The sequence below is a fragment of the Methylorubrum sp. GM97 genome, assembly GCF_024347855.1.
GTDB classification, from domain to species: domain Bacteria; phylum Pseudomonadota; class Alphaproteobacteria; order Rhizobiales; family Beijerinckiaceae; genus Methylobacterium; species Methylobacterium extorquens.
This window is the reverse complement of sequence record NZ_AP025942.1, coordinates 940,001-962,630: the sequence shown is the minus strand read 5'-3', so window position 1 is coordinate 962,630 and position 22,630 is coordinate 940,001. Positions and strand designations below refer to the sequence as shown.

Annotated in this window: 21 protein-coding genes; 8 read left to right on the top strand and 13 right to left on the bottom strand. The window is 69.8% G+C overall.

The annotated features are described in order from the left end of the window. The first annotated feature begins 173 nt into the window (after positions 1-173). A complete protein-coding gene (locus tag MSPGM_RS04625) occupies positions 174-1,421 on the top strand; it encodes an MFS transporter (RefSeq protein WP_003600447.1) in 1,248 nt (415 codons plus the stop codon). 163 nt (positions 1,422-1,584) lie between these two features. On the opposite strand, the gene MSPGM_RS04620 is transcribed toward MSPGM_RS04625, so the two are convergent. Beyond that, positions 1,585-1,920 (bottom strand): antibiotic biosynthesis monooxygenase family protein, encoded by a 336-nt coding sequence (locus MSPGM_RS04620; protein ID WP_003600446.1) that lies wholly within the window; start codon positions 1,918-1,920, stop codon positions 1,585-1,587. Between the two features lie 450 nt (positions 1,921-2,370). Between MSPGM_RS04620 and MSPGM_RS04615 the strand changes: the two genes are divergently transcribed. Then, a complete protein-coding gene (locus MSPGM_RS04615; protein ID WP_261926178.1) occupies positions 2,371-2,799 on the top strand; it encodes a helix-turn-helix domain-containing protein in 429 nt (142 codons plus the stop codon). 265 nt (positions 2,800-3,064) lie between these two features. Here MSPGM_RS04615 and MSPGM_RS04610 read toward each other — a convergent pair whose 3' ends face one another. The 3 genes from MSPGM_RS04610 to MSPGM_RS04600 form a co-directional block, all read right to left on the bottom strand. After that, positions 3,065-4,390: a cobyrinate a,c-diamide synthase gene (locus tag MSPGM_RS04610; protein WP_003600442.1), complete on the bottom strand. Its 1,326-nt coding sequence runs from the start codon at positions 4,388-4,390 to the stop codon at positions 3,065-3,067. Beyond that, positions 4,387-5,187: a precorrin-4 C(11)-methyltransferase gene (cobM, locus tag MSPGM_RS04605; RefSeq protein ID WP_003600441.1), complete on the bottom strand. Its 801-nt coding sequence runs from the start codon at positions 5,185-5,187 to the stop codon at positions 4,387-4,389. Before cobM ends, MSPGM_RS04610 begins: the two co-directional genes overlap by 4 nt. 80 nt (positions 5,188-5,267) lie before the next feature. Continuing rightward, positions 5,268-5,711, bottom strand: coding sequence for a PACE efflux transporter (locus MSPGM_RS04600; protein WP_003600440.1), 444 nt, complete (start codon positions 5,709-5,711; stop codon positions 5,268-5,270). 109 nt (positions 5,712-5,820) lie between these two features. On the opposite strand from MSPGM_RS04600, the gene MSPGM_RS04595 reads away from it, so the two are divergent. Beyond that, positions 5,821-6,729: a LysR family transcriptional regulator gene (locus tag MSPGM_RS04595; protein WP_003600439.1), complete on the top strand. Its 909-nt coding sequence runs from the start codon at positions 5,821-5,823 to the stop codon at positions 6,727-6,729. A gap of 74 nt (positions 6,730-6,803) precedes the next feature. Here the strand turns inward: MSPGM_RS04595 and MSPGM_RS04590 are convergent, their stop codons facing one another. From MSPGM_RS04590 to MSPGM_RS04560, 7 genes are all read right to left on the bottom strand, one after another. Beyond that, positions 6,804-7,895, bottom strand: a complete 1,092-nt coding sequence (locus MSPGM_RS04590; protein WP_003600438.1) for a GGDEF domain-containing protein — start codon at positions 7,893-7,895, stop codon at positions 6,804-6,806. A gap of 87 nt (positions 7,896-7,982) precedes the next feature. Beyond that, entirely contained in the window at positions 7,983-8,408 is a 426-nt protein-coding gene (locus MSPGM_RS04585) for a cobalamin biosynthesis protein (protein ID WP_012752212.1), read from the bottom strand. Next, entirely contained in the window at positions 8,387-9,622 is a 1,236-nt protein-coding gene (locus MSPGM_RS04580) for a bifunctional cobalt-precorrin-7 (C(5))-methyltransferase/cobalt-precorrin-6B (C(15))-methyltransferase (RefSeq protein ID WP_012752211.1), read from the bottom strand. Before MSPGM_RS04580 ends, MSPGM_RS04585 begins: the two co-directional genes overlap by 22 nt. 119 nt (positions 9,623-9,741) lie before the next feature. Beyond that, positions 9,742-11,034: an oxalate/formate MFS antiporter gene (gene oxlT / locus MSPGM_RS04575; protein ID WP_003607325.1), complete on the bottom strand. Its 1,293-nt coding sequence runs from the start codon at positions 11,032-11,034 to the stop codon at positions 9,742-9,744. A 55-nt stretch (positions 11,035-11,089) separates the two neighbouring features. Beyond that, positions 11,090-11,938 (bottom strand): class I SAM-dependent methyltransferase, encoded by an 849-nt coding sequence (locus MSPGM_RS04570; RefSeq protein WP_012752209.1) that lies wholly within the window; start codon positions 11,936-11,938, stop codon positions 11,090-11,092. An 8-nt stretch (positions 11,939-11,946) separates the two neighbouring features. Beyond that, a complete protein-coding gene (locus MSPGM_RS04565) occupies positions 11,947-13,584 on the bottom strand; it encodes a dihydroxyacetone kinase subunit DhaK (protein ID WP_012752208.1) in 1,638 nt (545 codons plus the stop codon). Between the two features lie 102 nt (positions 13,585-13,686). Then, the gene (locus MSPGM_RS04560; RefSeq protein WP_012752207.1) at positions 13,687-15,282 is read right to left on the bottom strand and encodes a gamma-glutamyltransferase family protein; all 1,596 of its coding nucleotides are present in this window, start codon (positions 15,280-15,282) and stop codon (positions 13,687-13,689) included. 315 nt (positions 15,283-15,597) lie between these two features. On the opposite strand from MSPGM_RS04560, the gene MSPGM_RS04555 reads away from it, so the two are divergent. Continuing rightward, positions 15,598-15,912, top strand: coding sequence for a hypothetical protein (locus MSPGM_RS04555; RefSeq protein WP_003605289.1), 315 nt, complete (start codon positions 15,598-15,600; stop codon positions 15,910-15,912). A 154-nt stretch (positions 15,913-16,066) separates the two neighbouring features. Next, positions 16,067-17,947: a molecular chaperone HtpG gene (gene htpG, locus MSPGM_RS04550; protein WP_003605290.1), complete on the top strand. Its 1,881-nt coding sequence runs from the start codon at positions 16,067-16,069 to the stop codon at positions 17,945-17,947. A gap of 22 nt (positions 17,948-17,969) precedes the next feature. On the opposite strand, the gene MSPGM_RS04545 is transcribed toward htpG, so the two are convergent. Further along, a complete protein-coding gene (locus MSPGM_RS04545) occupies positions 17,970-18,188 on the bottom strand; it encodes a hypothetical protein (RefSeq protein WP_003605291.1) in 219 nt (72 codons plus the stop codon). A gap of 223 nt (positions 18,189-18,411) precedes the next feature. On the opposite strand from MSPGM_RS04545, the gene MSPGM_RS04540 reads away from it, so the two are divergent. The 3 genes from MSPGM_RS04540 to MSPGM_RS04530 are packed head-to-tail and all read left to right on the top strand — an operon-like array spanning position 18,412 to position 20,213. Beyond that, entirely contained in the window at positions 18,412-18,711 is a 300-nt protein-coding gene (locus MSPGM_RS04540) for a hypothetical protein (RefSeq protein ID WP_003605292.1), read from the top strand. Between the two features lie 29 nt (positions 18,712-18,740). After that, positions 18,741-19,634, top strand: coding sequence for a tRNA glutamyl-Q(34) synthetase GluQRS (gluQRS, locus tag MSPGM_RS04535; protein ID WP_012752205.1), 894 nt, complete (start codon positions 18,741-18,743; stop codon positions 19,632-19,634). An 18-nt stretch (positions 19,635-19,652) separates the two neighbouring features. Next, entirely contained in the window at positions 19,653-20,213 is a 561-nt protein-coding gene (locus MSPGM_RS04530; RefSeq protein WP_261926177.1) for a lysozyme inhibitor LprI family protein, read from the top strand. A gap of 22 nt (positions 20,214-20,235) precedes the next feature. On the opposite strand, the gene MSPGM_RS04525 is transcribed toward MSPGM_RS04530, so the two are convergent. Further along, on the bottom strand, positions 20,236-22,329 hold the full coding sequence (locus tag MSPGM_RS04525; RefSeq protein ID WP_003605295.1) for a M23 family metallopeptidase: 2,094 nt from the start codon (positions 22,327-22,329) through the stop codon (positions 20,236-20,238). Positions 22,330-22,630 lie beyond the last annotated feature (301 nt).

Below are 22,630 nucleotides of genomic sequence, written 5' to 3'. Positions count from 1 at the left end.
ATCCCGTTGGATGCGATCGGAGGCCGGTGTGAAACGAAAGACGCGTTTTCTACGAGAGAATCGGTGGCATCGCGGTGCGAGGCCTTGAAAGATCAGCGCTTATTTCTTGAACAAAGCAATGCGGGAGGGCCGTCCGGTCATCGGTGCGGAGCGCCCTCCGGACGGAGTGCGGCATGAGAGCCGAAGCGATTGAGAATCCGGGATTGCCCGGTCCGCCGGAAGTCGCCGTGACGGCACCGTCCCAAACGCGCGGACAAGCCTCCCCGGCCCTGGCCGTGCTCCTGGGCCTCAGCCTCTCGCATCTCCTCAACGATCTCGTGCAGTCGCTTCTGCCGGCGCTCTATCCCCTACTCAAGGCAGGCTTCCACCTCGATTTCGGGCAGATCGGCCTCATCACCTTCGTGTTCCAGGGCACGGCTTCGCTGCTCCAGCCGGCGGTCGGCCTCTACACCGACCGGCGCCCGCTGCCCTACTCGCTGGCCATCGGCATGGTGCTATCGCTGGCCGGGCTCGCCCTGTTGTCGGTGGCGTCGGCCTACGGGGCCCTGCTCGCCGCCGCGGCGCTGATCGGGCTCGGCTCCGCCATCTTCCATCCTGAGGCGAGCCGGGTGGCGCGGCTCGCCTCCGGCGGCCGCTACGGTCTGGCGCAGTCGGTGTTCCAGGTCGGCGGCAATGCCGGCACGGCACTCGGGCCGTTGCTCGCCGCCTTCGTCGTGGTGCCGCGCGGCCAGGGCAGCGTCGCGTGGTTCTGCCTCGCCGCGCTCGCCGGCATCCTCGTGCTCGGCACGGTCGGCCGCTGGTACGCGCAGCGGCTCGCCACGACGCCGCGAACCGCAGGGAAAAGCACGGGCGCCGCCTCCGGCCGCCTCAGCCGGGTGCGGATCGTGGCGACGATCGCGATCCTGCTGGGGCTGATCTTCTCCAAATACTTCTATATGGCGAGTTTTTCGTCTTACTACACGTTCTACTTGATTCACCGGTTCGGCGTGCCGGTGGCGCTCGCACAGGTCTACCTGTTCGTCTTCCTCGGAGCGGTGGCGGCGGGGACGATTCTCGGCGGCCCCATCGGTGACCGATTCGGGCGCAAGCTCGTGATCTGGATCTCGATTCTCGGCGTGCTGCCGTTCTCGCTCGCCTTGCCGCACGTGAGTCTGCTCTGGACGGTGATTCTGTCGGTGCCGATCGGACTGATTCTGGCGTCCGCCATGCCGGCGATCCTGGTCTATGCACAGGAATTGTTGCCGGGCCGGATCGGGCTCGTCGGCGGGCTGTTCTTCGGCTTCGCCTTCGGCATGGGCGGCCTCGGCGCCGCGCTGCTCGGGGAGATGGCCGATCATGTCGGCATCGAGCGGGTCTACGATCTATGCGCCTTCCTCCCCGCGCTCGGGCTGATGGCGGTGTTCCTGCCGCGGCTGCGGTAGCGCCTTAGCCGGGCCGGGCCGGGCCGGGGCTGGGGGCGTGCGCATCCGCCCGGGGCATCGCCTCGCGACGCCCTCGGTCGATTGTTAGAACACCGGACGAGGGCAACGCAGGGGTGCCTCGCCCGGGATCCGATATCCGGGACGAGGCTTTCGGGGCAGGCGGTCAGGCAGCCTGCTCGTTCTGCGGCCGGGCCAGGGTCTGGATCGACTCGAAGCCCTCGAATTGCGGGTGGCCGAGATAGAGCGGCTTGGTGCCGGGCACCCGGCCATGCGCCTTGCGGAACTGTTCCGAGCGGGTCCACGCCTCGAAATCGGCACGCGAGCGCCAGACCGTGTGCGAGGCGTAGAGGATGTGGTCCTCGGCCTCCGGCCCCTTGAGCATGTGGAACTCCACGAAGCCTTCCATCTCGCCGAGATGACTGTCGCGTCCGAGCCAGACCTGCTCGAAATCCTCAGCCGATTCTTTGACGACCTTGAACCGGTTCATTGCGATGAACATGCCGTGACGCTCCCGATCTGAGCGAGCCGGCCCAACACGACCGCTCGAATATGATGACTCTACGTAGTCTCGCTCATAGGCTGAGACAGGCCCCGCCGCACCGCCTGTGGTTTGCAGGGGCCTACCTCAGCGAATTCGTGAGAAATCCCACCAAACTCCGGATGGAGTTGCCGTTTTTGCCGCAGGAACGTTCGGTGAACAGAAACTTGCCGGAAAACCGAAAACTTTCATCTGGCAACAGGTAGGCTCTTGCATTGTGTATGCACTTCATGGTGATGCTGCAGCTAGGCTAAACCACTGCGATACGGCTGCCTCTAAAACGCATCTGTCTGACCTGACCCGGTAGTAGAAGCGTTTCGAGATGACCGAAGACGCTGGCAAAGGCTCAAGCGCTGCCGACCTAAGGTCCTTGGGTCGGTCCGCGACATCGAACAGGGACCGTGCCGTAAGATGATGCCGAAACAGACAACCGATGTCGACCGCCTCGTCGGGCTCCGGATCACCGCGCTGCGCAAGGCACGCGGCTTGAGCCAGACCGCGCTCGGGACCGCGGTGGGTGTGACCTTCCAGCAGGTTCAGAAATACGAGAAGGGCCAGAATCGCGTTGGCGCCGGGCGCCTGCGCGAGATCGCCCGGCTGCTCGAGGTCCCGGTCTCCGCCTTCTTCGAGGAAGGCGATGGCGCCGCCGCCCAGGAGCAGACCGAGGTGTTCGGCTTCCTGCGCGCGCACGGGGCCGTCGATCTGCTGCGGGCCTTCGCGACGATCGAGGACGATCAGATGCGCCGCGAGGTTCTGGCGATCGTGCGCAGCGCCGCCCGCCTCGGCCGTAAGAAAGACCCGGAAGTCGTCGTCGACGCCATCGAGACGCGTCCGACCTGAAGGCATCGGGGCGGCCTGTCGCGGACGGTTTGCCGCGGACATGGCTTGCCCTGTGCCCTCCCTCGCCGAACCGGCATCGCCTCGACGTCGAAGAGCGCATCACCCCAAGCGCTCTCTGCCGACGTTCGGACGGGATGATACGGGTTCCGTGCGATCCATGCTTCGACGGGGCGGCGATGCCGGCATCGCCGCTTGAGCGCTTTCCGACGACGGGGTCACCGGTTCGTCGAAAGAATGCGGGTCGAAACGAGGGCCGAGAGGCGCATCACGCTTCGGCCGTCCCGGCGATCAGGTGGAAGAAGCTGCCCGTGACGCGGCCCCGGCGATGGCCGGCAAGGCCGAGCGGCACCCCTTCCGCATCCGTCACCCGCGCCAGCGCAATTTCATCACCCGGGGCCGGCGTGAGTTCGCTCGCATAGTGGAACTCGTGCCCGACGAGGCGCGTGCCGGCGGTGCCGAGCAGCCCGTCGTCGAGGAGATGCGCGACACGGTAGCCGAGATGGAGCTTGCGCCGCCGATACGAGGTCGCGACCGGCAGCAGCCCGCACATCGGATGGGTGAGCCCGTCCGCATCCTCCAGGCTCTCGCCCAGAACCATGTAGCCGCCGCACTCGCCATGGACCGGCCGCGTCTGCGCGAAGTCGCGTAAGCCGCTGAGGAAGCTTTGCGCTGCTGCGAGCCGGCCCGCATGCAGTTCGGGGTAGCCGCCGGGCAGCCAGCAAGCGTCGCAATCGGCCCCCGGCGCCTCATCGGCCAGCGGCGAGAACGGCACGATCTCGGCGCCGGCCGCGCGCCAGCCGGCCAGCATGTGCGGATAGAGGAACGAGAAGGCGGCATCCCGCGCCACCGCGATCCGCTGCGCCGGCGGCTTCGGCAGGCCGTCGGTGGCAACGGGGGCGTGCCCGCCGGCCACGGCAAGAATCGCGTCGAGGTCGAGGGCGGTTTCCGCGAGATCGGCGAGCCGGTCGAGGCGGGCGTAGAGATCGGCGGTCTCGCCGGCCTGGACGAGGCCGAGATGGCGCTCGGGCAGGACGAGGCTCGCCTCGCGCGGGAAGGCGCCGAGCACCGGCAGGCCCACTCGCGACAGCCCTGCCTCGACGAGGCGGCGGTGGCGCGGGCTCGCGACCTTGTTCAGAATCACGCCCGCGATCCGGATCCGCGAATCGTAGGCCGCGCAGCCGAGCGCCACGGCCGCCGCCGATTGCGCGGCACCCGACACGTCGAGCACCAGAACCACCGGCCAGCCGTAGCGCGCGGCGATGTCGGCGTTGGCGCCGGTGCGGCCCTCGCCCGCGACGATGCCGTCATGCAGGCCCATCGAGCCTTCGGCGATGACGAGATCGGCCTCGCCCGCACTCAGTCCGGCGCAGGCGTCGAGCAGCGCGTCGGGCATGGCAAAGCTGTCGAGGTTGAGGCTGGGCAGGCCCGTCGCCGCCTCGTGGAAGGCGGGGTCGATGTAGTCCGGCCCGCATTTCGCGCCGCGGATCGCCACGCCGCGGCGGCGCAAGGCTCGCATCAGCGCGAGCGTCACCGTGGTCTTGCCGGAGCCGGAGCGCGGCGCCGCGACGAGGAGGCCGGGGGCGGGGGTCACGATGCGGCCTCGTCCGATGGTGCGCCAGGGGCACCGACAGCGCCGCGGGGGCGGAAGCGGCGGTCGTAATCGGGGGCGTAGAGCGCGCTCTCGCGGAAATCCGACGGGTCGAGCGCCGGCCCCACCAGGATCAGGGCGGTGCGCTCGATCTTCTCGGCTTGGACGCAGGCAGGGAGGGTCGTCAGCGTCCCGGTCAGCACCCGCTCGTCGGGCCAGGTCGCGCGGAACACCACCGCGGCGGGACAATCCGGCCCGTAGAACGGGACGAGACCGGCGCAGGTCGGCTCGACCACGTGGATCGAGAGATGCAGCGCCAGGGTCGCGCCGGTGGCCGCGAAGGCCGAGAGCTGTTCGCGCTCCGGCATAGGGCTCGCCCGGCCCGAGGTGCGGGTGAGCACCACCGATTGCGTCAGCCCCGGCACCGTCAACTCGCGCCGCAGCAGGGCGGCGGCGGCGGCGAAGGAGGGGACGCCCGGCGTGACGGTGTAGGGAATGCCCAGCGCGTCGAGCCGGCGGGTCTGCTCGGCCAGCGCGCTCCAGACCGAGAGGTCGCCGGAATGCAGCCGCGCCACGTCCTGGCCGGCGGCGTGCGCCCGCTCGATCTCGTCCATGATCGCATCGAGATCGAGCGGCGCGGTGTCGACGATGCGTGCGCCGTCGGGGCACCACGACAGGATCTCGGGCGCCACCAGCGAGCCCGCATACAGGCAGACGGGGCAGGCGGCGATCCGGTCGCGGCCGCGCACGGTGATGAGGTCGGCGGCGCCCGGCCCGGCGCCGATGAAATGGACGGTCATGATGCCCGCTTACAGCATCGGGACGCCCGTTGGGGAGAGACGATGGCCGAGGTTGCGGCAAGGAACCGAGGGAGAACGGCTCAGCGCGACGGCTCCGCCGCGACCTCGCCCCAGCCCGGCAGCGGGAAGGCCCGGTCGTAGGCCAGATTGAAGACGAAGGCGTAGGCCACGTAGAAGGCCGCGATCGCGAGATCCATGACGAAGGCCTCGACGAGGCCGATGCCGAGATACCATGCGATCGGCGGCATCAGGATCAGGAGCAGCCCGGCCTCGAACAGCACGGCGTGAGCCACCCGCAGGACGAGGCTCTTGCGCGTGTGCCCGGTCCACCGCTGCATCACGCGATCGAAGCCGAGATTGTAGACGTAGTTCCAGGCAGCCGCGGTGATGGCACTGCCCACGCCGATCACCCCCATCTCGGAGGCGTGCAGCCCGAACAGCACCGTTCCGAACGGGATGATGAGCGCGAGGCCGAACATCTCGAACAAGAGGGCATGACGGATACGGTCGCGTGTGGTGCGCATGAACTAGCTCGGAAAAACGGGATTGGCCCGGAAAGGTCGGGCTTGGTCCGCCGTCTTCTATCTGCGATACCCACGCTGCCAAGTTGGTATGTATCCGGAAATCAGATAGATGGCCGTTTCGCTCGACCAACTCCAAGCCTTCGTGGCGGCGGCCGAGGCCGGGTCGTTCTCGGGCGCCGCCCGCGTGCTGCGGAAGGCGCAATCGGCCGTCAGCACGCAGGTGGCCAACCTCGAGGCCGATCTGGGGCTGGCGCTGTTCAGCCGAACGGGCCGGAACCCGGTGCTCACCCCGGCGGGGGAGCGGCTGCTGTCGGAGGCGCGCGTGGTGCTCGACCGGCGCGAGCACCTGATCGGCGTGGCGAGCAGCCTGGAGCAGCGGGTGGAGAACCGGCTGGTCGTCGCCATCGATGAGCTCTACCCCGAGCACGCGCTCGGCGCGCTCTTCGCCGATTTCGCTCAGGCCTTCCCCTTCGTGGAACTGGAACTGCTCTTCCCGTTGATGGAGGATGTCAGCCGCATGGTGCAGTCGGGCGCCGCCGACCTCGGCGTGATGTGGCGCCAGGAGATCCTACCGACGGAACTCGGCTTCCAGACCATCGGCTGGGTGCCGCTCAAGCTCGTCTGCGGACGCGACCATCCGCTCGCCAAGGCGCGGGTGGAGTGGGAGGAACTGAAACGCCATCGCCAGATCCTTGTCGCCGCGCGCAGCGACGGGCCGGAGAAGCGCCGTCTGCGGGTGGCGGCCGAGGTGTGGTGGGTGGAGAGCCACTGGGTGATCTTGGAGATGGTGAAACACGGGATCGGCTGGGCCTTCGTCACCGATCACGTCATCGCCTCGTCCCTCACCGCACCGGATCTCGTCACGCCGGACCTGCAGTTCGACAAGGGCGACTGGCCCATCGCCCTGGAACTGGTCTGGCACAAGCAGCGGCCCTGCGGCCCCGCCGCTTCATGGCTGCGCGAGCGCTTCGCGGCGGAGCGGATCGGCAGCGTGTCAGGCGGCGACCGGGCGGATTGAGGGATGGGCTTCGCGGAAGCTGGCCGTGGACGGCGCCGCGGTGGCCACTCACCCCTGCTTTCGGAACGACGCGCTTACGCGACCCGGACGCGGTTCCGGCCGTCGGTCTTGGCGTCGTAGAGGGCCTTGTCGGCGCGCTCCAGGCTCTCGCTCAGCGCTTCGCCGGCTCGGAGCATCGCGACGCCGAGGCTCACCGTGATCGGAACGGCCGATCCTTTCCAGGAGACCGGCGAGCCGCCGACCGCGCGGCGCAGGCGTTCGGCGAGATAAGTCGTCGCGTTGTGATCGCGCCCGGGCAGCACGATCCCGAACTCCTCGCCGCCCAGCCGCGCGAGATGGCCGCCCTCGGGCAGGAGCGCGGCCGCCCGCGCGGCGAAGTCGCGCAGCACCGCGTCCCCCGCAGCATGCCCGAACCGGTCGTTGATCGCTTTGAAATGGTCGAGGTCCGCGACGATGATGCCGGCCTCCGTCACGCCGCCGGTCTCGGCCGCCAGGCCCTGCCGGTTCAACGCGCCCGTCAACGCGTCCGTCCGCGCCATCCGCGCGACGGCGGCATAGCCCCGCTCCGCCTCCAGGGCGAGAATCGCCGTGGTCAGGAGGATGGAAGTGACGTGATCGACGATGAAAATCGCGATGACGGAGAGCCGGACCGACGCCTCGGAAACCGGCAGCAGGGGCAGGCAGATCACCAGCGCGATCGCGAGGAGGGCCCCGGCGATCAGGTGCCGCAGCGGGGAACGCCGCGTTGAGGTTCGGAAGACATAAACGGCCGCCGCAGCCTCGTGGACGGCATAGGCGATCGTGCTGCCGGCATTGATCGCGACGGCGTTACCGCCCGCGAGCGTGAGCCCGAGATGCGTCGCCGTGGGGAGCAGGAACAGGCCGATCATCGGCCCCGCCACCGCCGGGCGCCCGTCGAAGAGCCGGAGCCCGATCCAGAAGGTCGCCCCGGCGAGCGACCAGCCGAACGGCGACCAGATGCTGCCGTAATAGCCGAAATCCACGAACCACACGGCCATGGTCGCGCAGACGGCGTAGCTGGCTCCAAAGCAAAGGAAGTAGGTCTTCTGCCGGTGCAGCAGCCACGCGCAGAGGAAAATCGCGGCGCAGGCGCCGAACACCAGGAAATCGGTGAATTGCAGGGTGGGAACCGACAAGTCCGTCACCGCCCCGCCCCTCCCTGCTTCACGCGGCCATCCTCGCCGTATCGCGTGAAAGGTTCCCTTCGCTGGCCTGCCTCTTCGCGGTCTCGGTTAAGGAAGGCTTGACGCCCGGTCCGCAACGGCGAGGGCGCAGGTGGCGCCCGCGCTGGCGATGCGGGGCAGGACGAGGCGCGCCGCCGGGCCGGCGCAGGCCAACGCCGCCGCCTCCGCCACCGAGCCGACGCCGCGGCTCGCCTCGATTCGGTGCGACCGGGTCACGACCCGCGCATCCACCGCCGTCAGGGCCGCCGCATCGAGCGCAGTCGGCGCGAGGCCGAAAACGGCGGCGGCGTCGCAGACCGCCGGTTCACCGGCCCGGTCCGCGGCGGTGGCGATGGCGGCAAGCTGTCCCGATGCGAGCCTGGCCTCGGCCAACGCCCGGTTCAGCAGCGCGACGATCTCCGCGGCGGTCGTGGCCCGGCGAAAACCGATGCCGGCAAAGACGCAGGGCGGGGTCACGGCTTCGTCCAGACCCATTGCGTGATCGGCATGGCCGGGCGCCAGCCGGTGAGGCCGCCGACCGGCACCGCGTGGGCGACCGAGAGCCGGCGCAGGGCGCCGCCGGCCTCACTGAAGGCCGCGAGCAGGGCCGCCTCACCCTCCAAGGTGACGGCGTTGGCGACACAGCGGCCATCGTGCGGGAGCGCGTCGCGACAGGCGGCGAGCAGGCTGGGCTCGGCGACACCGCCGCCGACGAAGACCGCCCCGGGGGAGGGGAGGGCGGACAAAGCCGCGAGCGAGCCGCCGACGACGACCTGCACACGGGGCGCGACCCCGAGCGCCCGAGCGTTGCGGGCGATCCGCTCCGCCCGGTCCGGCCGGCGCTCCACCGCGACGGCGCGGTTGGCGGGATGGCGCAGGCACCATTCGATCGAGATCGAGCCGGCGCCGGCCCCGAGATCCCACAGGGTTTCGCCGGCCCGCGGGCGCAGGGCCGCGAGCGTCACCGCGCGGATTTCGGCCTTGGTGAGCTGGCCGTCGTTCTCGAACCACGCATCGTCGAGGCCGGGGCTCAGCGGGACGATCCGGGCGCCGGGCGCTGCTTCCACCGCAACCGCGAGGGTGTTGAGAGCGGCGATCTCGCTCAAGTCGAAGTTTTCCGCGCGCGCCTCGCGAACCCGTTCGTTCGGGCCGCCCATGGCTTCGAGCACGGTCAGTCGCGAACCGCTGAAGCCGCGCTCGGTAAGCAGCGCGGCGACGGCCGCGGGCGTCGCGCCGTCCCAGGACAGGGCGAGGATGCGGGCGCCGGGCTGGAGATGCGGCACGATGCCGAACAGGTCGCGCCCGTGCAGGGTGAGGCAGGCGGTCTCGGGCAGCGACCAGCCGAGCCGGGCCGCGGCGAGGCTGAAAGCGGAGGGCTGCGGGAAGGCGCGGATCTCGTGCGCCGGCACCAGCCGGGCGAGTTCGGCGCCGATGCCGTAATGGAACGGGTCGCCGGTGGCGAGGATGCAGGTCGGCCGCCCGCGCCGGGCCAGGATGCCGGGATAGGCCGTGTCAATCGGGCTCGGCCAGGGCCGGGTCTCGGTGGCCAGCGGCGCCGCCAGGGCGAGGTGGCGGCGCCCGCCATAGACCACCTCCGCCGCATCGAGGGCGGCAGCCGCGGCGGGCGAGAGGCCCACCCGCCCGTCCTCGCCGATGCCGACGATGGCGAGCCACGGGGCGTGATCAGGCACAAGTGACGGCGCCGTCATGGCAGCGGCTGCCGCAGGGTCGATTGCATGCAAAAAAGTCCGCGATGACGGGAGCCGTCTCGCGGACTTCGTTACGCGCCCCCGGCCGGAACGGCCAGGGGCTGGGCTCGGCCTGCGCCTCAGCCGACCGCCGGGCGGACGGCCAGAGGCGCGGCCATCTCCGGCACGGCCGGTCCGGGCACGCCGAGATAGGCGCGGCGGGCGGGCTTGAGCACGAACCACGCGAGCGCTGCCACCACGAGGTCGAGGCCGATAGCGATGCCGAAGACCGGCACCCAACTTCCGACCGCGTCGTGGATCAGCGCGGCGACGGGGCCGCCGAGCAGCGAGCCCACGCCCTGAGCCATGTAGAGGAAGCCGTAGTTGGTGGTGGCGTGCTTGGTGCCGAAGGTGTCCGTGAGCGTCGAGGGGAACAGCGAGAAGATCTCGCCCCAGGCGAAGAACACGACGCCCGAGAGCAGGGCGAAGGCGTAGGCGTTCTCACGGAACATCAGCAGCAGGCCGATGGCCACCGCTTCGAGCGCGAAGGCCACCGCCATGGTGTTCTCGCGGCCGACATGGTCCGAGACCCAGCCGAAGAAGGGGCGCGTCAGGCCGTTGGTGATGCGGTCGAAGGTGAGCGCGAAGGGGAGTGCGACAAAGCCGAACACCATGGCGTCGGCGACGCCGAACTCCTTGGCGAAGGCGGAGAACTGCGCAACCACCATCAGGCCGCCGGTCGACATCATCGCCATCATCGCGAACATCAGCCAGAACAGCGGGGTCTTCAGCATCTGAGCCGGGGCCACGTCGCGGGCGGCGCTCGCCACCTTGTCGGCGGGGATGGCGGGGGTTTCACCGGCCTTCGGCGTGCGCAGGCCGAGCGCTGCGGCGACGCCGATCACGGCCATGACCGCACCGAACACGAACAGCGTGTGGCGGTAGCCCGAGGCCGCGATCATGTCGGTGATGGGGAAGGTGGTGGCGATGGCGCCCATGCCGTAGCCCGCCGCCACGACGCCGGCCGCGAAGCCGCGCCGCTCGGGGAACCAGCGCACCATCAGCCCGACCACGCCGACATAGACGATGCCGGTGCCGAGGCCGCAGAGCAGACCGTAGGTCGCGTAGAGGCCCCAGAGGGTGTCGGTGTAGGAGGCCGCGACCCAGCCCAGCCCCGACAGGGCGGCGCCGAGGGCGATCATCGCCTTGGCGCTGAAGCGCTCGATCAGCCAGCCCTGCACCGGCGAGAAGAAGGTCTGGAGCACGATCAGCATCGTGAAGGCGACCTGCACGGCAGCGAGACTCGCGCCGGTGGTCGCCTGGAACGGCTTCACGAACAGGGTCCAGACGTATTGCGGACTGGAGATCGTCATCATGACGAGGAGACCAAGGCCGAGCTGGATCCACCGCGTCCGATCAGAAATTGTATGCATCATTCACTCCCTTGCGGCGTCGGGCCTGAGCAAGGGGCGTGCCAGGGGTGAAGCCTCAGGTTCGAGCGGTGACGAGCCAGCAGGCGGCGCCGAGTTCCACCGGGCCGGACCCGAAGCGGTCTCGGAACAACGCCGTGATGATTTTTAAGGCAGCGTCCTTCACGTCCGGCTCTCGCTCGCGCAGCAGGCGGGCGATGGGGCCGCGGGTCGCTACGAAGTCGGCCGCCGCCTCGGGCGTATCGCCCACCCGCATCATCCGATCCACGGGCTCACATTCGATGGCGTGAAAACCGGCTGCCTCAAGAATAGGCAGGAGCGTCTCCGGCGCAGCAAAACGGAAGGGTCCCGGCGCGCCCGGCTGCGGTGCTTCAGCCTCGGGCAGGATCGGCAGCACCGCGTCCCGCGCCAGCGTGACCCAGGCGTTTTCCGCCATGTTCCGCCAGCACAGGAAGCTCATCCGCCCGCCCGCCACGAGGGAGCGGCGGATGTTGGCGAAGGCCGCGGTGGAATCCTCGAAGAACATCACGCCGAAGCGGGAGAGAGCGTGATCGAAGCGGGCGCCGAAGGCGTGATCCTGGGCGTCGGCCCGAAGCCACTCGATCGGGGCGGCACCCGGCGCCTCCCGCGCCGCCCGCTCGCGGCCGACGGCCAGCAGCGGTTCCGACAGGTCGGCGGCGGTGACGTGGCCGCCGCTCCCGACCTGCCGCGCGGCGCGGAGCGCCGTGTCGCCCGCCCCGCAGCCGATATCGAGCACGCGGGCGCCGGGTGGGAGCGCGGCGCGGGCGAACAGGGCTTCGGTGAAGGGCGCGAAGGCCGTGTCGAGGGCTTCGTGGTAGAGGGCCCAGCGCTGCCCGACTTCGCCGTTCCAGTAGTCGCTCTGGTCCTGGTTCAGGGTGCTCGTCATCGATCCACTCACTTCGATCCCAAGGCCAGTGCCTCAAAGGCGGTCGCCACCGCAACCGCGCCGGGATCGGGATGGCCCTTCAGGTCTTTGCCGGCGAGATAGCTGGAGCGGCCGGTCCCGGCCCGCTCCATCCCGGCGGTTGCCTCGGCGCCCGCGCGGGCAGCCTGCGCCGCCGCGCCGAGGCCGGATGTCGCCAGCGCCTCGACCGCCGGAATCGCCGCGTCGAGCATGGTGCGGTCGCCGGGGCCCGCGCCGCCGATTTCGCGCACCCGAGCGACGCCGGCGGCGCAGGCGGCCGGCCAGTCCGCACCCCCGGCGAGTGCCGCGCCAGTGGCGGCGAAGAAGATCGAGAGCAGCACGCCGCTCGATCCGCCCGTCGCGCGTTCGAGGCGCTCGCCCAGTGCCCGGCACAGGGCGGCGGGATCGGCCTGGGGCAGCCGGTCGAGATCGGCCAGTACGGCGCGAGCACCTTCGGCGAAGGTCGAGCCGGTGTCGCCGTCGCCGACCCGTGCGTCGAGGGCGTTGAGCGAGGCTTCCGCTGCGATCAGCGCCCGGCCCACGGCCTCGATCCGTGCGGCGACGACCGCATCCCGCGAGGGCGCCGGTGCCGGCCCGCCGGCGACCCCCTCCGGCAGCGGTCGGACGATCGATTCGCGCAGGATCCGCGCGCGCGGCCAGGCGGTGACTGGTGTCTCGGAGAGAAGTGCTGCCTCGAGGACATCGTCCAGTGCCAGGAAGCTGAGGGAGGCGCCGTGCATGTCCAGCGCGGTCATGACCGGGGAGGGGCCGAGCAGAAGCCGCACCCGCCGCCCGAGGTCGGTCGCGAGCACGGCCTTCGTCAGCACCGCCATCTCCAGGGCCGTGGTCGAGCCGAGATTGTTGACGAGGAGCGCGAGCCTGTCGGCGCCTGCGATGGGCGCCGGGAAGCGCGCGGCCATGCGCTCGGCGAGCGCGTCGGCGCGGGGCAGGTCAATGCGTTCGATGCCAGGCTCGCCGTGGATGCCGAGGCCGAGTTCCGCCTCGCCTTCGTGCAGGCGCGGCTCCGGTTTCGAGCCGGGGATCGTCGCGGTGGAGACGGCGATGCCGAGGGTGCGCACCGCGGCGGCCGTGCGCCGGGCCAGTGCCGCCACCTCGGCGAGCGGCGCGCCGGCGGCGGCGGCGTGGCCCGCGGCCTTATGGACGAAGAGCGTGCCGGCGAGCCCGCGCGGCCGGGCCGCGTCGGGCAGGGCGATGTCGTCGGCGACCAGCACGGTCTCGACCCGGCGGCCGAGCGCCCGGGCGCGCTCGGCGGCGAGGCCGAAATTCAGGCGGTCGCCGGCATAGTTCTTCACGATGAGGACGCAGCCGGCCTCGCCCGTCACCGCCAGGATGCCGGCGAGCACGGCATCGACGGAGGGCGAGGCGAACACGTCGCCGCACACCGCCGCCGTGAGCAGCCCCGGCCCGACGAAACCGGCATGGGCCGGCTCGTGCCCAGAGCCGCCGCCGGAGACGACGGCGACCTTGTCCGGCTCGAGCTCGGCCCGCAGCACGACGCGGATCTCGGGGTAGCCGTCGAGCCGTGCCAGCGCCCCGCCGCTGCCCGCGACGAGCCCGTCGATGGCGTCGGTGACGAGGCTGGCGCGGTCGTTGATGAAGTGAGCCAAGGATATCTCCTCCCGTATCACTCCTCCGGTCGCGCCCGCCGATCGGACGAGTTTTGCGCGAAGGGTACCGCCCACTCGGCGCGGGGCAAGCCGCGTTTCAGTTCAAAGCCCCGCCGCGCCGCCATCGGAGCGCGGATCGTGCGTCGCTTCGATCCGCCCGTCTTTGACATGGCGCACCAGCATGCCGGCATGGCCCAGAGAGTCGATATAGGCGCCGCCCAGCTCCTCGATTTCGTGGCCCAGGCGCCGGAGCGCCGCGATGCAGGCCGGATCGAAGCGGTCCTCGACCTTTACGCTCAGCGACTCGGCGCCCCAGGTGCGGCCGTAGAGCAGGCGCGGCGCGTCCACGGCATCGGCCACCGACATCCCGTAATCGGCGTAGCGGGTGAAGATCTGCGCCTGGAACTGCGGCTGCCCGTCACCGCCCATGGAGCCGTAGGACATCACCCGGCCGTCATCGAAGGCGGCCAGCGCCGGGATCAGGGTGTGGAACGGGCGCCGGCCCGGCTCCAGCGGGTTCACCGCGTTCGCGTCGAGCGAGAACGACATGCCGCGGTTCTGCCAGCAGATACCGGTTCCCGGCAGCACCGTGCCGGAGCCGTACTCCCAGTAGACCGACTGGATGAAGGAGACGGCCATGCCGTCGTTGTCGATCGCGCCCATCCACACGGTGTCACCCTCGCCCGAGCGGACCGGGATGCTCGCGGCACGCCGCATGTCGATCAGCGCCGCCTCACGGTCGAGGCGCTTCGGATCGAGGAAGGCGGCGGGGTCGCCCTTCAGGCGGTCGAAGTCGGTGACGAAGCGGTCGCGGATGGCGAAGGCACGCTTCGTCGCCTCGATCAGCCCGTGATAATGCGCGGTGCTCTCCGGCTCGGCGATGTGCAGCCGGTCGAAGATCCCGAGGATGATCAGCGCCGCGAGGCCCTGGGTCGGCGGCGGGAAGTTGTAGAGCGTGGCGTCGCGCCGCCGCAGGGTCAGCGGTGCCCGCTCCTTGGCCGCGTAGGCGGTGAGGTCGGCGCGGGTCACGGGGGCGCCGAGACGTTCCAGGTCGCTGGCGATCTCGCGGCCGATATCGCCGCGGTAGAAGTCGTCGAGCCCGGCATGGGCGAGCTGGGCCAGGGTGTCGGCGAGCTTGGGCTGCGCTCGGATCGCGCCCACCGCGTAGGGCTTGCCGTCATCGAGATAGGTCGCGGAGAAATTCGGCGCGTCGTGCAGCGTGTCGAGTTCCTTCGGCACGTAGCGCGCCTCCGAGGCCGAGACCGGGCAGCCGGCGCGGGCGTGGCGGATGGCGTCGGCCAGAATTGCATCGAGGGGGAGCCGGCCGCCGAAGGCGCGCGCCATGTCCAGCGCGAGGCGCCAGCCGCCGACGGTGCCCGCCACCGTCACTGCCGCGTCGGGGCCGCGCGAGGGGATCGCGTCGAGCTCCTTCTCCCGGTAGCGGGCGCGGGTCGCGAGCTGCCCGGCCGGTCCGCAGGCTTCGATGCCGCGCACGCGGCCGTTCCGCTCGCGGATCAGCCAGAAGCCGTCGCCGCCGATGCTGTTCATATGCGGGTAGACCACCGCGATGGCGGCGGCCATCGCGACCATCGCCTCGATGGCGTTGCCGCCCTGCGCCAGTACGTTCTGCCCGGCCGAAGCCGCCAGCGCGTGGGGGGCGGCAACGGCCGCATGGGCGAAGACGGGCGTGTCGGGCATGACGGACTCTGACGAAACCTGAGATCGGACGGGCCGAGAGGCAGGATCAGGACCACGCGTCGACGCGAAGGGCAACTGCCGTGCTCCCCGCCACCACGCACCCCCGGCATTCCGCGATCGCGCGACCGGCTCCCGCAGGATCGCAGAGGGGCCTGGATGCGCGCTCAGGATGCGTCGGAGACGTGCGGATTTCCCACAAGCCGAAATGGTTCCGGGTGGCGCCTCTGCCTTTTTGCAAATGTTGCAGAAAAGGAACTGCGCCGGTGCGGGCGGGATGACATGATCGTCTTGGCGAATCGGCAGGTATCTCCGCACATGAAGCAAAACGAACGGGCGATCCTTCAGGATCGCGTGAGAACACTTGTCTTGCGCCATGCTTTGGAGGCCGCGCTACAGCGGTTGGCTCATCTTTCCGGTGCGAGTGCCGAGGAAGAACTGTTGAGGCTCGAGCATTCCCTTGTCGTCGCGACGCGCCGCGTCGGCGAGGTGCCGGGCAATATGCAACTCGCTGCCCTGGTCGCCGTCGAGGATGCGGTGGTGGCCATCCGCACCGCGTTCGACACCGTGCACCAACGCATCGAGGCCGCGCCGGTCGTGAGCGCGGTATCGCCGACGGCTTTGGCAGCCTGAAACGCGACAATTTCGTCGCTGGCACACGCCCGCGGCGATTGAATTGCCGTCGCGCCATGGGCATATCGCCCCCGCTTTTTCGCGTGTTCCTCCGAACACCCGCCGCATCGGCGCGGGTGTTCCGGTGCGGCACGCCAGACGGGGAGAGTGGCCTTTGAGCGAGACGGTAGAGCGGCACGAATTCGGTGCCGAGGTCGGGCGCCTTTTGGACCTCGTTGTCCACGCGCTCTATTCCGACCGCGAAATCTTCCTGCGCGAATTGGTGGCCAACGCCGCCGACGCGACCGACCGGCGCCGCTTCGAGGCGCTGACCAACGAGGCCCTGGCGCTCCCCTCCGACGCCCGGGTGCTGATCGCCCCCGACAAGGCGGCGCGCACGCTCACGATCTCCGATGCCGGGATCGGCATGAGCAAGGAGGATCTGGCGCAGAACCTCGGCACCATCGCCCGTTCGGGCACCCGTGCCTTCTCGCAGGCGCTCGGCGAGCGGGCGGCGGAGGGCGGTGAGGACCAGCGCCCGAGCCTGATCGGCCAGTTCGGCGTCGGCTTCTACTCCGCCTTCATGGTCGCCGACCGCGTCACCGTCACCTCGCGCCGGGCGGGCAGCGAGGAGGCCTGGACCTGGGCCTCCGACGGCAAGGGCAGCTACACCCTGGAGCCGGCGAGCCGGGAGCAGCCCGGCACCGACATCGTGCTGCACATGAAAGAGGACGCCGACGAGTATCTGGAGAGCTACCGGCTCGATCACGTCGTGCGCAAATGGGCCGACAACATCGCCGTGCCGATCGCCATCCGCGATGCGGAGGGCAAGGAGGAAGCCGCCAATCGCGGCACCGCGCTCTGGCGCAAGCCCAAATCCGAGATCACGGAAGAGCAGTACAAGGAGTTCTACCGCACCGTCAGCCACGGCTTCGACGAGCCCTGGGCGACCCTGCATTGGCGGGCAGAGGGCGCGCTCGAATTTACCGGCCTCCTGTTCGTGCCGAGCATGAAGCCGTTCATGCCGATGGAAGATGACCGCCGCTCCAAGGTGCGGCTGCACGTGCGGCGCATGTTCATCACCGACGAGGCCGAGCTGCTGCCGAACTGGCTGCGCTTCGTCCACGGTGTGGTCGATACCGACGACCTGCCGCTCAACGTCTCCCGCGAGATGCTGCAATCGACGCCGACGCTGCAGAAGATCCGCCGCGCCGTGACCACCCGCGTCATCAACGAGCTGTCGAACCGCTCGAAGAACACCGAGAAGGCCGAGGAATATCAAAAATTCTTCGAGAATTTCGGGCCGGTGCTGAAGGAAGGCATCTACGAGGATTTCGAGCGCCGCGCCGAGATCGCGCCGCTCCTGCGCTTCCGTTCCTCGACGGAAGGTGGCTGGACCTCGCTGCCGGAATACGTGGCGCGGATGAAGCCCGAGCAGGAGGCGATCTACTATCTCGTCGCCGACGACGTGGAGGCGCTGAAGAACTCCGCCCAGCTCGAAGGTTTCCGCGCCCGCGGCGTCGAGGTTCTGCTGCTGTCCGACCACGTCGATGCGTTCTGGCCGGAGCAGTTGGGCAAGTTCGAGGACAAGCCCCTGCGCTCGGTCACGCAGGGCTCGGCCGACCTCGCCAAGCTCAAGCCCGAGGGTGAGACGGCCGAGGCGGCGCCCGCGCTCGACACGCTCGTCGCCGCCCTCAAGCTCGCGCTGGAGCCAGACGTGTCCGACGTGCGGACCACCGACCGCCTCGTGGACAGCGCCGTGGTGCTCGCCACCTCCGGCATGGGGCCGGGCCTCCAGATGCAGCGCCTGCTGCGCCGGGCCGGCCGCGGCTTCGGTGGTTCCGCGCCCATCCTGGAGATCAACCCGCGCCATGCCCTGATCCGGTCGCTCAACGAGCGAGCCGAGGCCGGCGAGGATCTAAAGGCCGAGGCCGGCACACTGCTCGACCTCGCCCGGGTTCAGGACGGCGACACGCCGCGCGATCCCGTGGCCTTCGCCCGTGCCGTCGCGGCGGCGCTGGCGGGCACCGCCGCAAAGCCGACCGAGTCTGCCTGAGGAAAGGGCGGGATGCGGGTGATCAGATCCGCGTCCCGTCATCCCGCGGGGGCGAGCCGCAGCGGAAGCGGGCGACGCGCCAGCGGTCGCCGTGGGCGTTCTGCCACGCCGCCATCTGCGGCTGGGCGACCGACAGGCATTGCTGCGGGGTGACGATGTCTTCGTTGAAGCGGTGAACCCGCATGACGCAATGGGTCGGGTTCGCAACCATGCAGGTCAGGAAGTAGAGGCCGTAGAGCATGCGTGGAGGCTCCGTGCTGGCGTCGATCTCTCCTCCCCAGGGCCGCTTCTTCATGTTCCTGCCAGCGGCATCGCAATGAGCGTGCCGAATGTTCCCACTCTAGTTGCACGGAGCGTCGGCCACCCCTGCGTTTCAAGCTTGGCCGGGCTCCTGAAACCGGACCGCTCACCCGTCTGACGCCGCGGCGTTGACAGTCCCGCCGCATCCGCGCCAACACCGGGCCATGGCCGCAGAACTCTCGACCGATCCGCAATCCGCCCGTCTCGACCGCACGGTGACATGGAGCGTGATCGCTCTCGTGGCGGCAACCGTGCTGATCGGAGCCCTGGCGCCGCGTGCGGCCCATCAACCCGCGCCGACCGCCGTTCCGGCATCGGACCCGGCCCAGAATCAGAGCTGCGGCGAGTGGGGCGACGGCTGCAAGGTCTGCCGCCGGATCGGCGAGGAGACCGCCTGTTCGCTGCCGGGCATCGCCTGCACGCCCGGACCCGTGACCTGCCTGCGCGGCGCCGGAGAGCCTTAGGCGAAGGCGCGCCTGACGTGTCTGGACACATGATGCAAGCTCCAGAACCGAGGTTCCGCTTCGCCCCGAGCCCGAACGGCCGCCTGCATCTCGGTCACGCCTACTCCACCCTGCTGAACGCCCGCATCGCCCGGACCCTCGGCGGACAGCTGCTCTTGCGGATCGAGGATATCGATCTCGGCCGCGCCCGGCCCGAATTCGTGGCGGGCATCCTGGCCGACCTCGATTGGCTCGGTCTCCGCTTCGATGGACCGGTCCGCCGCCAATCCGAGCATTTTGCGGATTACGCCGCGGCGCGCGATGCGTTGGCGGCGAGGGACCTGATCTATCCCTGCTTCTGCTCACGGGGGCAGATCGCGGCCGAGGTCGCGGCCCGTCAGGCGCGCGGCGCACCGGTTTCGCGCGATCCCGACGGCGCTCCGCTCTATCCCGGCACCTGTCGCGCTCTATCCGCCGACGCGCGACGCGCCCGCATCGGGCAAGGCGAGCCGCATAGCTGGCGCCTCGACATGCCCGCCGCGCTCCGAACGCTGGCCGATCCCCTCCTCATCCGCCGCTTCTCGCCCGATGACGGCGCCGAGGAGACGGTCAGTGCCGATCCGGCCCGCTGGGGCGATGCGGTGATCGTGCGACGCGACGTGCCGACGAGCTACCACCTCTCCGTGGTCTGCGACGACGCGGTGCAGGGGATCACGCATGTCGTGCGCGGGCAGGATCTGGAGGCGGCGACCGACCTGCACGCCCTGCTCCAGCGCCTCCTCCACTGTCCCATGCCGGCCTATCACCATCACGGGTTGATCCGGGCGGAGGACGGCGAGAAGCTTGCTAAGTCGAAGGACTCCGAGTCGCTCGCCGATCTGCGCGCCCGTGGCGTTACCGCTGAAGATGTGCGGGCGCGGCTTGGGTTCTCACGGTTGTGTTGATCCTGCGTCTCACGGGGCTTGTGCCGCAGCGACCCATCGGGAATTCGTGAGGAGCGGCGAGCGACCATGAGGGGGCTGGGCACGATGCGATCGTTTCGCGCGATCCTGATTTTGTCGGCCTGGGCGCTCGCCGCACCCTCCCTCGCGCAGGAAACGGATCGCCCCGCCTCGCCTGCGAAGGATGCGGCGGTGATCGAGGCGTGCCTCACGGGCAAGGAGACGTCCGCCCAACGGCGCACCTGCATCGGCCGGGTGTCGGGGCCCTGCCAGGAGACGCCCGACGGCTCCAGTACGGTGGGGATGATGACCTGCTTCGACCGGGAGCACACGGTTTGGGATACGCTCCTGAACCGCGCCTACCGCGAGGCCATGGCCGGCTTCGACGAGGCCGGCAAAACTGACCTCAAGGGCGTCCAGCAGACCTGGCTGAAGTTTCGCGCGCAGGCCTGCGAATGGCCGGGGCGGGTCTACCCAGGCGGCACCATCGGCGGTCCGCTTTCGGCTGAGTGCATCATGGATCAGACGGCTCTGCGGGCGCTCGATCTCATGACGATCCGGGATTCGCTCGAGCAGAGGTAAGGATGCGGGCCGTTGTCCGGCCTCACCGCATCGCGTCGCGCTGCGCCATCGCCGTGGCAGTCTTCGATTTCTGCATCGTCGCCTCGGTCTGGTCGCGCTGGCGCTTGAACTCGGCGAGCAGCCGGCCGTCGAGCTCGCGACCGCGCGGTACGCGGATCTTCATCGGATCGACGAAGTGCCCGTTGATGATCACCTCGTAGTGCAGGTGCGCGCCGGTGGAGAGGCCGGTCGAGCCGACATAGCCGATCACCTGCCCCTGCCGGACGCGGCTGCCCGCGCTGACCCCGCGGGCGAAGCGGGACATGTGGTTGTAGGTCGTGACGTAGCCGTTGATGTGCTGGACCTCGACGCGGCGGCCATAGCCCGAATCCCACTCGGCCTTGATCACCGTGCCGTTGCCGGCGGCCACGATCGGCGTACCGATCGGGTTGGCCCAATCGACGCCGGTATGGAGCTTGGCATAGCCGAGGATCGGGTGACGCCGGTAGCCGAAGCCCGAACGCATGATGCCGTCGGCGATAGGTTTGCGGATCAGGAACTTCTTCAGCGAGCGGCCCTGCTCGTCGAGATAATCGATCGAGCCGTCATCCGGTGACTGGAAGCGGTAGACCTTGCGCGACTCGCCGCCGAGATTGAGCGCGGCGTAGAGCAGTTCCGGCCGCTCGGCGGCGGCGGGGCCGGCTTCCTCGTCGTAGGTGTAGAACAGATCGATCCCGTCGCCCGAAGAGATCCGGCGTTGGAAGTCGATGTCGTAGCTGAAGATCCGGATGATATCCTCGATCGTCGGGCGCGGCACGTCGTGGCGCGCTCCGGTCTCGTAGAGGCTCTGGTAGAGCCGCGGACCGCTGCCCTCGTCCTCCTCATCATCGTCCGGCGTCTCGGCCTGGGCCTGCTCCCGGTTGCGCCCCCGCGTCTCGTCCACCGGCGGCGCCACGGGCACGAACGCCCCGTGATCGTTGATCGCCGCGATCGCCTGGACGCCGGTCTCGCCGAACAGCACCACGCGGGTCACCTGCCGCCCGTCGCCGGGTTTCGGGCCGGGCGCGAACTGCACGCGGAACTGCTGACCCTCCGACAGGGCCGCGACCTTGGCCTTCCCGCCGAGCGCTGCGACGATGCCCGCGATCGCCGGATCGGAGGCCTGCCCGGTCGCCTTGAGGGCGCCGTCGAGGGTTTCGCCGCGCTTGAGCGCAAGGTCGCGTTCCTCGACCAGCGGTGCCTCGCCGGGGCGCAGCTCCACCTTGGCGAGCTTCGTCACGTTCTCGGGGACGACGAGCACCTCGATCGACTTGAACGGGCTGGTGTCCTCGCCGAGCTTGCCCTTCCCCTGGCCGGCACCCTCGCCGAACCCGGCGAAGGCCGAGCCCTGCTGCAGGGTGCGCGAGAGCAGGATCTGGGGCGCCAGCGGTAGGGCGGTGCGGCGCCCGGCTTCCGCCGCGAGGCGCCGCTCCTCCTCGATCTGCGCCGTCACGTCCTCGTCCGAGAGCGCTGGTGCGCCGGGATCGACGGCGATCTCGGCAAGATCGCGTTTCACCACCGTGACCTCGGCGCCCGGCGCGTCCGCCGCGCCGGGATCAGGCGCGCGCTCCTGCGGCTCGTCGGAGACGAACTTCATCGGATCGAAGCGCGGAATGTCGCTGGCGAACACGCCTGTCGACATCGACAGGTTGGACGAAATCCGGACGAAGGGCCGGACCTTGATGATCTCACGGTCGCCGAGACGCACCGTAACCGGGGTGCGATAGCTCTGCTTGGCCGAAGCGATCATCAGATTGCGGACGAGGCGGTCGCCCTTATGCGCGGAGGCGATGCCGGGCTCCTCGATGGCGGGGGCCTGCGTCTGCGGACGGGGTCCGAGGTTCGGCCGATCCGAGACAGCCGCGAGCGAGGCATCCCCCTGAAGAGAGACATGGATGGCCGCGCCCATTAGCAGCGCGCCGGTAATGCCGGTGAGCGCGCTGGCGCAGAGCCAGCGCAGGTTGACGTCGCGCCGGTCGATCTGCCGGGCATCCGCACCCAGGAGGTTGAGCGGCGGCTCGACACCGCGCGGCAGAGTCGGCGGGCGTGGCTTCGCCGTCGCCGCCGTTCCCCCGATCTTCAGTCGCTCGCGCGTCACGGACTTCCTCTGCGTCGGCGCTTCGGACCGGTTCTCCCGCTCTGTCCTACCAGACTCGCACTGGGCGAGCGACATGGGACTTCGCGGTACGACGCTTAGCCGACGCGACCGATGTCCGGGGCCAGCATGTCCAGATTGAGGCGGCCGGACCCTCGCCGCAGATGCGTCCCGAGGATGCTGTCGTACGGCTGTAATGCCCGCGTGATGGGATGCGGAACTTTTCTCAATTTGGCCGTTGACGCCGGATCGGTCACCCCATAGAAGCTGCCTCACCGAAGGGGCGCCGCGGTCCACCGGTTGG

Coding starts and splice junctions, on each gene's coding strand:
- cobM (WP_003600441.1), bottom strand. CDS start 5,187: ATGACCGTCCATTTCATCGGCGCCGGGCCGGGCGCCGCCGACCTCATC.
- MSPGM_RS04615 (WP_261926178.1), top strand. CDS start 2,371: ATGATGCCGAAACAGACAACCGATGTCGACCGCCTCGTCGGGCTCCGG.
- MSPGM_RS04625 (WP_003600447.1), top strand. CDS start 174: ATGAGAGCCGAAGCGATTGAGAATCCGGGATTGCCCGGTCCGCCGGAA.
- MSPGM_RS04620 (WP_003600446.1), bottom strand. CDS start 1,920: ATGTTCATCGCAATGAACCGGTTCAAGGTCGTCAAAGAATCGGCTGAG.
- MSPGM_RS04595 (WP_003600439.1), top strand. CDS start 5,821: ATGGCCGTTTCGCTCGACCAACTCCAAGCCTTCGTGGCGGCGGCCGAG.
- MSPGM_RS04600 (WP_003600440.1), bottom strand. CDS start 5,711: ATGCGCACCACACGCGACCGTATCCGTCATGCCCTCTTGTTCGAGATG.
- MSPGM_RS04580 (WP_012752211.1), bottom strand. CDS start 9,622: ATGACGGCGCCGTCACTTGTGCCTGATCACGCCCCGTGGCTCGCCATC.
- gluQRS (WP_012752205.1), top strand. CDS start 18,741: ATGATGCAAGCTCCAGAACCGAGGTTCCGCTTCGCCCCGAGCCCGAAC.
- MSPGM_RS04540 (WP_003605292.1), top strand. CDS start 18,412: ATGGCCGCAGAACTCTCGACCGATCCGCAATCCGCCCGTCTCGACCGC.
- MSPGM_RS04570 (WP_012752209.1), bottom strand. CDS start 11,938: ATGACGAGCACCCTGAACCAGGACCAGAGCGACTACTGGAACGGCGAA.
- MSPGM_RS04545 (WP_003605291.1), bottom strand. CDS start 18,188: ATGCTCTACGGCCTCTACTTCCTGACCTGCATGGTTGCGAACCCGACC.
- MSPGM_RS04555 (WP_003605289.1), top strand. CDS start 15,598: ATGAAGCAAAACGAACGGGCGATCCTTCAGGATCGCGTGAGAACACTT.
- oxlT (WP_003607325.1), bottom strand. CDS start 11,034: ATGCATACAATTTCTGATCGGACGCGGTGGATCCAGCTCGGCCTTGGT.
- MSPGM_RS04560 (WP_012752207.1), bottom strand. CDS start 15,282: ATGCCCGACACGCCCGTCTTCGCCCATGCGGCCGTTGCCGCCCCCCAC.
- MSPGM_RS04585 (WP_012752212.1), bottom strand. CDS start 8,408: ATGGGTCTGGACGAAGCCGTGACCCCGCCCTGCGTCTTTGCCGGCATC.